The sequence below is a fragment of the Vibrio sp. 1562 genome (assembly GCF_033340155.1).
Taxonomy (GTDB): domain Bacteria; phylum Pseudomonadota; class Gammaproteobacteria; order Enterobacterales; family Vibrionaceae; genus Vibrio; species Vibrio alginolyticus.
In genome coordinates, this window is record NZ_JAWOVY010000276.1 from 1 (window position 1) to 747 (window position 747).

The following is a 747-nucleotide window of genomic DNA, read 5'->3' on the forward strand; positions in this document are numbered from 1 at the left end:
CATTGAAGAAAAAAACAGCGAAAGTGTACTTGATTCATCACAGGGAAAAAAGTTAATGCAGCATCCAAATCAGATTTTCCTGCTCTCAGAGCATCGCGACACCTACGAAACGTTATTGGCAGAGAAAAATCTGCCCGACCTGAACATTACGGACAAGCCGCAAGAGGCACACATTGTTCTTGCCGATCCTCCTTTACTCTCACAAAGATTAGACGAATTTTCACAACTTGAGTGGGTACAATCTACCTATGCGGGCGTAAATGCGCTCATTACCCCAGAATTTCGCCAAGACTATACGCTGACGAATGTGCGTGGCGTGTTTGGTCCGCTAATCGCAGAGTACGTCCTCGGATATTGCATCAGCCACTATCGTCATTTTATGCACTACCACCAGCAACAACAAAACAAGCAGTGGCAACCGCATCTCTACACATCACTGCAAAGCAAAACCATGGTGATTCTCGGTACGGGTAGCATTGGGAAATGCCTAGCACAAACGGCCCAGGCGATGGGGATTAACACGATTGGTATTAATCGCACAGGAATTCCAACAGCCAATGATGAATTTGCACAAACCTTCCACATCAATGAACTAGCAAATGCTTTAAGAAAGGCAGATATTGTCGTTAATACATTACCGAGTACACCTAATACTCGTGCCTTGCTCAACCGTGAAACACTTCAACATCTCAACCAAGCTTTATTATTCAATGTAGGTAGAGGAGATGTGTTGGATGAAGCCAGCTT

Annotated in this window: 1 protein-coding gene; it reads left to right on the plus strand. The window is 44.6% G+C overall.

Annotated features, from left to right (window positions below):
* Positions 1-55 precede the first annotated feature (55 nt).
* A partial coding sequence (locus R7Z49_RS24640) for an NAD(P)-dependent oxidoreductase (RefSeq protein WP_318112321.1) occupies positions 56-747 on the plus strand: 692 nt, incomplete at its 3' end.